This window comes from Desulforamulus putei DSM 12395 (genome assembly GCF_900129195.1).
GTDB lineage: Bacteria > Bacillota > Desulfotomaculia > Desulfotomaculales > Desulfotomaculaceae > Desulfotomaculum > Desulfotomaculum putei.
Genome location: NZ_FQUY01000058.1, coordinates 1 through 2,086 on the forward strand (window position 1 = coordinate 1; position 2,086 = coordinate 2,086).

Genomic DNA, 2,086 nt, shown 5'->3' on the forward strand with positions numbered 1-2,086 from the left:
ATTTTATCCGTAGTTACATGGCTTGGGTGGATCTTACACAGTTCAGTTATACTTTTCTCTACATCCGAAAGTGATGTCCCGTCCTTTATATATTGCATTAGCTCTATAAATTCTTTCTCTTTCTTGGTATAATAGGTTTCAAAGATTTGTTTAATTTTTTGGTCTGCCTGCTGCAAAGCCATACTACCGGCTAATGCACCAGGTTTTTTCTTTAATGTCTCCAGGTAGTGACTAAGTTCCAATCGCCACTCATGGCAGCCGGTAAGCCTGGCATGTTCAGCAATTTTTGCATCTTTGTAGAAGCAGCAGATTCGGCTGGAGTAGATTTTAACCATGACAAGTTCACCAACTAAATGATCAGGAACTGAGTAATGGTTTTGGTCTACCACAATGGTGGCATACTTGTCCACACGGGCATTTACTACACGGGCTGAATCAAACATTGGGGGTAAGGTTAACAGGTTGGCACGTTCCTGCTCTAAACAAGCCAGTGCTGACTGTCCATCACGGGTATCTTGGGGCTTAGCATTTAGTTTATTACATATCTTCAACAGGTAATTATTGGCCTCGTCCAAGCTCTCGAATGTATCCTTGAATGCAAAGGCTTTACGGCGGATCACATCTACGCTACGCTCAACATGACCTTTTTCATTACCCCTACGGACATTGCAAAACCGGTAACGAAAGCCATAGTAGATGGATAATTGTAACAATCCTTCAGTGGGCTCTTTTTCTGTGCCAACAAATCGTTTAACAGCCACCTTCATGTTGTCATACACTAGGGTCTGGTATACCCCACTTACTTCTTGAAAGAACCGGGCATGTGCCTCCTGAAAACATTCAGTTTTCTGTTTAGTAAACAAATATGCATATCGGTAATTACCATAGGCAGATGTAAATGCAGCCATTTGAAGTATCTGGAGCTTTCCGCCAATTGTCAGTTTTACTTCTCCCCAGTCGAACTCGCAGACATCACCCGGTATGTAAGATCTTTAATAAAGGCTTCTTTGGCTTTCTGTTCCAGCGATCGTACAATTCGTTTAACGCTGCTATAGCTGATGTCTATATTGTCTTCCACTAGGGCTTCATAAATATCAATTATTTTTTTAACTTGTTTATGTTGGCCATTCCTCCGTTTCTGTTCATTTTCATTCAAATGTTTCTTTATTAGGCTTTGAATATCTTCAGTAACTTTCCGCTTGGGCCTGTTTCCTACGGTATACTTTGGGGGGTTCTACAATTTCCTGAATTAGTTCCCCGGGATCTACTAGGCCAGAGGATTGTTCCAACTCCTTTCGCTTTTCTTCGTATTTATTGATGTATCTGCGGACCGTTTTTCGATCCACACCCAACAATCTGGCAATTTCCCGCTGGGACTTTCCCTCCCGGTAATACATAATGAGTATATTTTGTTTTTGAATCAACTTGATCATCTCTCCCGGCTCCTCACATAGCTGTAATTTTGCTCTATGAGGATTATCGGCTAAGGTGGGGGAATTTTCAATGACCTTTGTGGTGTACTTTTAAATTACCATAAACAAAAAAGCCTGTCATCTTACGAGACAGGCTTACGGATTACCCGTAGATAGCTTTTAGCAATGCCCTGGCTGTGCTGATATTGGTAGCAATAGGAGTATTATGGACATCACAGATACGAATTAAGGCACTGATATCAGGTTCATGAGGTTGGGGGGTGAGAGGATCCCTTAAAAAGATAACCAAACCCACTTCTCCTTGAGCAATTCTGCCGCCGATTTGCTGGTCACCCCCCCAAGGGGCCGGACATATAACAATGCACAGTAAGTTCGGTCTTCTCCGTTATTAAGTGACCTGTGGTGCCGGAGTGCTGTTCCGGTACTCTGCAATGTCGCTCGCTAAGGAAACTGTACCATGAATACCACCTGCGAAAGTTGAGTTATTAACTTTTATCTAAGAAACAAGACCATAACCACAATAAAAACTAATACGCCTGTAACACTAGTTACAGGCGTTAAACTTACTCTGGCGGCGACCTACTCTCCCAGGGGCGTGAGCCCCAAGTACCATCGGCCCTGGAGGGCTTAACTGCTGTGTTCGGGATGGGAAC

Annotated in this window: 2 protein-coding genes, 1 rRNA gene and 1 pseudogene; all 4 read right to left on the reverse strand. The window is 43.0% G+C overall.

Annotation, left to right across the window (positions count from 1 at the left end; genetic code table 11):
• Positions 1 to 767 (reverse strand): Mu transposase domain-containing protein (locus tag BUB67_RS17065; RefSeq protein ID WP_420795751.1); only part of this gene is annotated, 767 nt, incomplete at its 3' end.
• Between the two features lie 417 nt (positions 768 to 1,184).
• Positions 1,185 to 1,433: a helix-turn-helix domain-containing protein gene (locus tag BUB67_RS17070; protein WP_238457098.1), complete on the reverse strand. Its 249-nt coding sequence runs from the start codon at positions 1,431 to 1,433 to the stop codon at positions 1,185 to 1,187.
• Between the two features lie 142 nt (positions 1,434 to 1,575).
• A pseudogene (locus BUB67_RS15855) lies at positions 1,576 to 1,843 on the reverse strand (methylglyoxal synthase); the annotation flags it as partial.
• Between the two features lie 156 nt (positions 1,844 to 1,999).
• A 5S ribosomal RNA gene (gene rrf, locus BUB67_RS15860) occupies positions 2,000 to 2,086 on the reverse strand; the annotation flags it as partial.

What these genes read in the sequence shown, in the direction of transcription:
- BUB67_RS17070 (WP_238457098.1), bottom strand. Translation starts at nt 1,433, where the DNA reads ATGATCAAGTTGATTCAAAAACAAAATATACTCATTATGTATTACCGG.